Annotated in this window: 4 protein-coding genes; 3 read left to right on the forward strand and 1 reads right to left on the reverse strand. The window is 67.7% G+C overall.

Features of this window, described 5'->3' with window-relative positions; genetic code table 11:
• Window positions 1-3,007, forward strand: a 3,007-nt coding sequence (gene mfd / locus AC5E6L_RS13260; protein ID WP_491773892.1) for a transcription-repair coupling factor, incomplete at its 5' end; no start/stop codon positions are given.
• Between the two features lie 128 nt (window positions 3,008-3,135).
• Here the strand turns inward: mfd and AC5E6L_RS13265 are convergent.
• Window positions 3,136-3,756: an invasion associated locus B family protein gene (locus tag AC5E6L_RS13265; protein ID WP_491229634.1), complete on the reverse strand. Its 621-nt coding sequence runs from the start codon at window positions 3,754-3,756 to the stop codon at window positions 3,136-3,138.
• Window positions 3,757-4,038: 282 nt separating this feature from the next.
• Here AC5E6L_RS13265 and AC5E6L_RS13270 point away from each other — a divergent pair, with 282 nt between their 5' ends.
• On the forward strand, window positions 4,039-5,784 hold the full coding sequence (locus AC5E6L_RS13270; protein ID WP_491773897.1) for an extracellular solute-binding protein: 1,746 nt from the start codon (window positions 4,039-4,041) through the stop codon (window positions 5,782-5,784).
• 28 nt (window positions 5,785-5,812) lie between these two features.
• Window positions 5,813-6,481: a DsbA family oxidoreductase gene (locus AC5E6L_RS13275; protein ID WP_491773895.1), complete on the forward strand. Its 669-nt coding sequence runs from the start codon at window positions 5,813-5,815 to the stop codon at window positions 6,479-6,481.
• The last annotated feature ends 96 nt before the right edge of the window (window positions 6,482-6,577 follow it).

The raw sequence follows: 6,577 nt of genomic DNA on the forward strand, positions 1-6,577 counted from the left end.
CGGCAAGTCCGGCACGGCGATCGAGGTCCGCGTCTTCGCGCCGGGCGGGGACGGCCCTGTCCGGCTCGATTTCTTCGGCGACACGCTGGAGACGATCCGCGGCTTCGACGCGGCGACCCAGCGCACCACGGACCAGCGCAGGGCGTTCACGCTGCGGCCGATGAGCGAGGTCGCGCTCGACGCGGCGTCGGTGAAGCGGTTCCGAAACCGCTATATCGACGCCTTCGGCGCGCCCTCGCGGGACGATGCGCTCTATGCCTCGATCGTCGCGCAGACGCGCTTTGCCGGCATGGAGCACTGGCTGCCCTTCTTCGCCGAGGCTATGATGCGGCTGCCGGACGCGCTGCCGGACGCGCCGGTCGTCATCGAGCCCCTGGCGATGAACGCGGTCGCCGAGCGCATCGACCAGATCGGGGAATATCATCGCGCCCGGCTCGACCAGCTCGAAGGCGGGGCGATGGCCGGGGCCGCCCCCTACAAGCCGGTCGAGCCGGGCGCGCTCTATCTGGACCGGGCCGAACTGGACGCGGCCCTCGCCGAAAGGACGGCCATACACCTGACGCCGTTCGACCGGCCCGGAACCGAGGGCATGGCGGTCGTCGCGCTCGGCGGCCGCCCGGCGCGCAACCACGCCGCCGAGCGGGCGCAAAAGGACGTCAATGTCTTTGAGGTCGCCGCGCGGCACCTGGCCGAGACCCGCGCGGCAGGAAAGCGCGTGGTCCTTGCCGGCTGGTCGGAGGGCTCGCTCGCGCGCCTCGTCCAGATTCTCGAAGAACACGGCCTTGAGGGCTTTTCCGGCGTCGTGCCGGACATCGCCGCGCTCGCCCGGCTGCCGAAATCGGTGATCGGCACGGCGATGCTGAACGTCGAGCACGGCTTTTGCTGGGGCGATGTCGAGATCGTCGGCGAACAGGACATTGTCGGCGACCGGCTGGTGCGGCGGCGCAGGAAGCGCGGCGCCGACTTCATCTCGGAGGTGGCCGCGCTCGGTCCGGGCGATCTGGTCGTCCATGTCGAGCACGGCATCGGCCGGTTTTCCGGGCTCAAGACCATCGAGGCGGCCGGCGCGCCGCACGATTGCCTGGAAATCCGCTACCATGGCGACGACCGGCTGTTCCTGCCCGTCGAGAATATCGAGCTTTTGTCGCGCTACGGTTCGGACAGCGCCGAGGCGCAGCTCGACCGGCTCGGCGGCGGCGCCTGGCAGGCGCGCAAGGCCAGGCTCAAGAAACGCCTTCTGGACATGGCGGGCGAACTGATCCGCATCGCCGCCGAACGGCAGATGCGGTCCGCGCCCGAACTGCGCGCGCCAGACGGGCTTTACGACGAGTTCGCCGCGCGCTTTGCCTATGAGGAGACCGAGGACCAGATGGCGGCGATCGAGGCCGTCGCCGACGATCTGGGCAAAGGCCGGCCGATGGACCGGCTGATCTGCGGCGATGTGGGCTTCGGCAAGACCGAGGTCGCGCTGCGCGCGGCGTTCCTGGCCGCCATGAACGGGTTGCAGGTGGCGGTCGTCGTGCCGACGACGCTGCTCGCGCGCCAGCATTTCAGGAGCTTTTCGGAACGTTTCGCCGGCCTGCCCGTCGCCATCGCCCATGCCTCGCGGCTGGCAGGGCCCAAGGCGCTCGCCGAAGCCAAGAAGGGCGTGGGCGACGGCTCGGTCGATATCGTCGTGGGCACGCACGCGCTTCTGGGAAAAAGCGTCCGCTTCAGGGATCTGGGCCTTCTGATCGTCGACGAGGAGCAGCATTTCGGCGTCAAGCACAAGGAACGGCTCAAGGAGCTGAAATCGGACGTGCACGTTCTGACGCTCTCGGCGACGCCGATCCCGCGCACGCTTCAGCTCGCCCTGACCGGCGTGCGGGAACTGTCGCTGATCACAACGCCCCCCGTCGACCGGTTGGCGGTGCGCACCTTCATCGCCCCGTTCGACCCGCTGGTCATCCGCGAGACGCTGCTGCGCGAACGGTACAGGGGCGGCCAGAGCTTTTATGTGGTGCCGCGCATTTCAGACCTCGGCGAGGTCAAGGCCCATCTCGACGAAAACGTGCCCGAACTGAAGGTCGCCGTCGCGCACGGCCAGATGCCGCCGGGTGAACTCGAAGACATCATGAACGCCTTTTATGACGGCCGCTACGACGTGCTGCTGTCGACCACCATCGTCGAGAGCGGCCTCGACATTCCCACCGCCAACACGCTGGTCGTGCATCGCGCCGACATGTTCGGCCTCGCCCAGCTCTACCAGCTTCGGGGCCGGGTCGGCCGGTCGAAATTGCGCGCCTATGCGCTGTTCACGCTGCCGGCCAACAGGCCGCTGACGGCCACCGCCGAGCGACGGCTCAAGGTGCTGCAATCGCTCGACACGCTCGGCGCGGGGTTTCAGCTGGCCAGCCACGATCTCGACATTCGCGGCGCCGGCAACCTTCTGGGCGAAGAACAGTCCGGCCACATCAAGGAAGTGGGCTTCGAGCTTTACCAGCAGATGCTGGAGGAGGCCGTCGCCGAACTGAAGGGCGAGGACGATGCCGACCATGGCGAATGGTCGCCGCAGATCACGGTCGGCACGCCGGTGATGATCCCCGAACGCTATGTGCCGGACCTGTCGCTGCGCCTTTCGCTCTACCGGCGCCTTGGAAGCTTGCAGAGCGTCGAGGAGATAGACGGGCTCGGCGCGGAGATGATCGACCGGTTCGGTCCGCTGCCCGAGGAGGTCGGGCATCTCCTCAAGATCGTCTACATCAAGGCGCTGTGCCGGCAGGCCAATGTCGAAAAGCTCGACGCCGGGCCGAAGGGCGCGGTGGTGCAGTTCCGCGCCGCCCGGTTCGCCGATCCGGCCGGCCTTGTGGGCTGGATTTCCCAACAGGGCGACCTGGCGAAGATCCGGCCCGACCAGTCGGTCGTCTTCACGCGCAACTGGCCGACGCCCGGCAAGCGGCTGGCCGGAGCGGCCGTGCTGATGACCAAGCTCGCCGGCCTGGCAGAGGCGCACAAAAAGGCGGCCTGACAAAGCCGCCCCCGCCGCCATGTGCGACGATCATCGCCTCGTGCCTTGCGGCCCCGCTTCGGCAAGCTTGGCCTCGCACCTCGCAATGAGGCGATGATGGGCCAATCGCCGAGGCCGAAGGCGAGGCGTTACTGCGCGTCGCCCTGCTTGGCCCGTTCCTGTTCGGCCTTCAGCCGCTCCTGGAACTCCTGACGGCGGCGCTCGATCTCGGCTTGCAGTTCCTGCTGGCGCTCTTCGAGTTCGGACTGCCTGAGCGGATTGCCCTCGAAGGCGGCCGTGAAGCCCTGAAGCGTCACCTCGACCGGATTGGGCTGGTTCTGGAAGTTGACCGTCGTGAAGGTCACCGCCCCGCCGGCCTTGAACGAATCGATGATCGCCTGGTCGAGCGGCGCTTCGGCGATACAGCGGTCCGGCAGGCAGATCGCATAGGGAATGCGCTGGGGCTCGCCGTCATCGACCCGCATGGCGACGCCGGCGGGGATGACGCGCCCGGTGGGCACGGCGATCTGGAACAGCGCCCGGTTCTGCTTGCCGGTGATCTGGATCATGTTGACCGCGGTGATCAACTGGCCGGTCTGGGCGGTCCGCACGTTCTGCACATTGCAGATGTCGTTGTCGGCCTGCTTGGTGCAGACCTTGAACCATTCGTTCTGCGGCGTGGCTTGCGCCCGCGCCCCGTCGGCCGTCGCCGGCAGCGCCAGCACCGCGACCGCGGCCGTCAGGAGTGCCTTCATCGATCCCGTCGCCATGATTGTCCTTCAATTGTCTGGTGTTCCGCCCGATAGCCCAGCCCTGGCCGGCAAATGCGGCTGGACCGTGACGCCCGGCTTCGGGCGCTGATACACATTCCGCCGCCCGCTTACCAGTCCCGCGCCGCGGGGCCTTGAAGATCGCGCCCGTTCTGGCATGTTGCGGCACAATCGGATTCCACGAAGGGGGTCAGTTCCTTGCCAAACCGATTGATCGTCGCCGCCTCGGCGCTCTCGTTGCTGATCACGCCCGCCCTGGCCGAACCCCGGCACGGCATCGCCATGCATGGCGAGCCGGCCCTGCCGGCCGATTACGAGCACTTTCCCTACGCCGATCCCGACGCCCCACGGGACGGATCGATCACCTATGGCGTGGTCGGCACCTTCGACAGCCTGAACCCGTTCGTGCTCAAGTCGATGCGCACCACGGCGCGCGGCGTCTGGGACCCCGTGTTCGGCAATCTGGTCTATGAATCGCTGCTGCTGCGCTCGCGCGACGAGCCGTTCACCCTGTACGGGCTGCTGGCCGAGAAGGTCGAGACCGACGAGGAACGCAGCTGGATCGAGTTCACGCTCGATGAGGACGCGCGCTGGTCCGACGGGGTTCCGGTGACGCCCGAGGACGTCATCTTCACCTACGAGCTCCTCACCGAGAAGGGCCGCCCGCCCTTCAACCGACGCACGGCGCGCATCGAAACGATCGAGAAGACCGGCGAGCGCACCGTCCGCTTCAACTTCAACGAGGATTCCAACCGCGAGTTTCCTCTGATCATCGCTCTGACGCCGGTGCTGCCCAAGCATGCCATCGATGTGGAAACCTTCGGCGAATCGACGCTTGCACCGCCGGTCGGCAGCGGACCCTACCTGATCGAGAGCGTCGAGCCCGGCACCCGCATCGCCTATCGCCGCAACCCCGACTATTGGGGCGCGGACATACCGTCGATGCGCGGCTTCGCCAATTACGAGACCGTCACGGTCGAGTATTTCCGCGACACCACCGCGCGCTTCGAGGCCTTCAAGAAGGGCGTGTTCGACGTCTATGTCGAGGGCGATCCGGTGCGTTGGGAAACCGCTTATGACTTCCCGGCCGTCGACAATGGCGAGGTGATCAAATCGACCTTCGTGTCCGGCCGCCCGGACCGCTTCTTCGGCTTCTTCTTCAACACGCGCCGCGACGTCTTCGCCGACCGGCGCGTGCGCGAGGCGCTCGCCATGCTGTTCGATTTCGAGTGGGTCAACGTGAACCTGTTCTCGAACCGGTTCAGCCGCACCGGCTCCTACTGGCAGAACTCGGCCGAACTGTCGGCGCTCGGCCGGCCGGCGACCGACCGGGAGCGCGAACTTTTGGCGCCCTTCCCAGACGCGGTCCTGCCGGCGGTCATGGACGGGACCTACGCGCCCACGGTGACGGACGGTTCGGGCCGCGACCGGACCGTGCTTCGGGCGGCGGTCGCCAAGCTGGCCGAGGCGGGCTATGCGATCGAGGACGGCAGGATGATGAAGGATGGCGAGCAGCTCGCCTTCGAGATCCTGCTTGGCACCGTCGTCGGCGCGACCTCCGGCGAGATCGAGCGCATGGCGCTCGCCTACGAGCGCACCGCCGAGGCCATCGGCATCGACATAAGCCTGCGCGGCGTCGACGACGCCCAGTTCCAGCAGCGCCGCCAGAGCTGGGATTTCGACATGGTCGCGGGCAGCCTGTCGGCATCGCTTTCCCCTGGCGCCGAGCAGATCTGGCGCTGGGGTTCACAGTCTGCCGAGCCGGAAGGCACGTTCAACTATGCCGGTGCGAACGATCCGGCGATCGATGCGATGATCGAGGAGATCGTCGATGCCCGCGACCGGGAGGACTTCGCCGCCGCCGTGCGCGCGCTCGACCGGGTCCTGATCTCGGGCCATTATGCGGTGCCGCTCTACCATCTGCGCGAGACATGGGTGGCCCATTGGAGCCATATCCGCTACCCCGACACGGGCACGCCGCTCTACGGCCACCAGTTCCCGGTCTGGTGGTCGACCAGAAGCGAGTAGGGCGCGGGCGCGCCGGAAAGGCTGACCGATGGCGGCTGAAGCGATGCCGATGCGTGTCGATGTGATCTCGGACGTGATGTGCCCGTGGTGCTTCATCGGCAAGCGGCGGCTCGAACGCGCCGCCGGGATGGCGCACGACGAATTCGCCCTGTCCGTCACATGGCGGCCGTTTCGGCTCGATGCGACGATCCCGCCGGGCGGTATCGACCGCCGGACATATCTCGAAAACAAGTTCGGCGGACCGGACGGGGCGCGGGAGGTCTATGCGCGCATCGGCGCGGCGGGCGCCGGCGAGGGCATCGACTTCAACTTCGACGCCATCGCCGTTTCGCCCAACACGCTCGACGCCCATCGGGTGATCCGCTGGGCGGGCGGCATCGGCGAAAGCACGCAGGGCGCGGTCGTCGAACAGCTCTTCCGGCGCTTCTTCCTGCATGGCGAGGACATCGGCGACAGGGGCGTTCTCGCCGAGGCGGCGGACGAGGCGGGCATGGACGGCGCGCTGGTGCGCGCGCTGCTGGCCACCGATCGCGACGCCGAAGAGGTGGGCGCCGAGGTAGCCCGCGCATCCGAAATCGGCGTTACGGGCGTGCCGTGCTTCATCTTCGCCGGGCGCACCGCCGTTTCAGGCGCCCATGAGCCCGAAACGCTGGTCATGGCCATGCGCCAGGCCGCGCGGGAGGCACAAACCGTCTGAACCGCCGGGCTTTATCGACATTCAGGTTCCGCTCTTCCGTCCGGCGAACTTCGCGCGCAGCCGCGCCGCCAGCCCGCCCTTGTTGACCTGGCGCGC

It is taken from the genome of Roseitalea sp. (genome assembly GCF_984466335.1).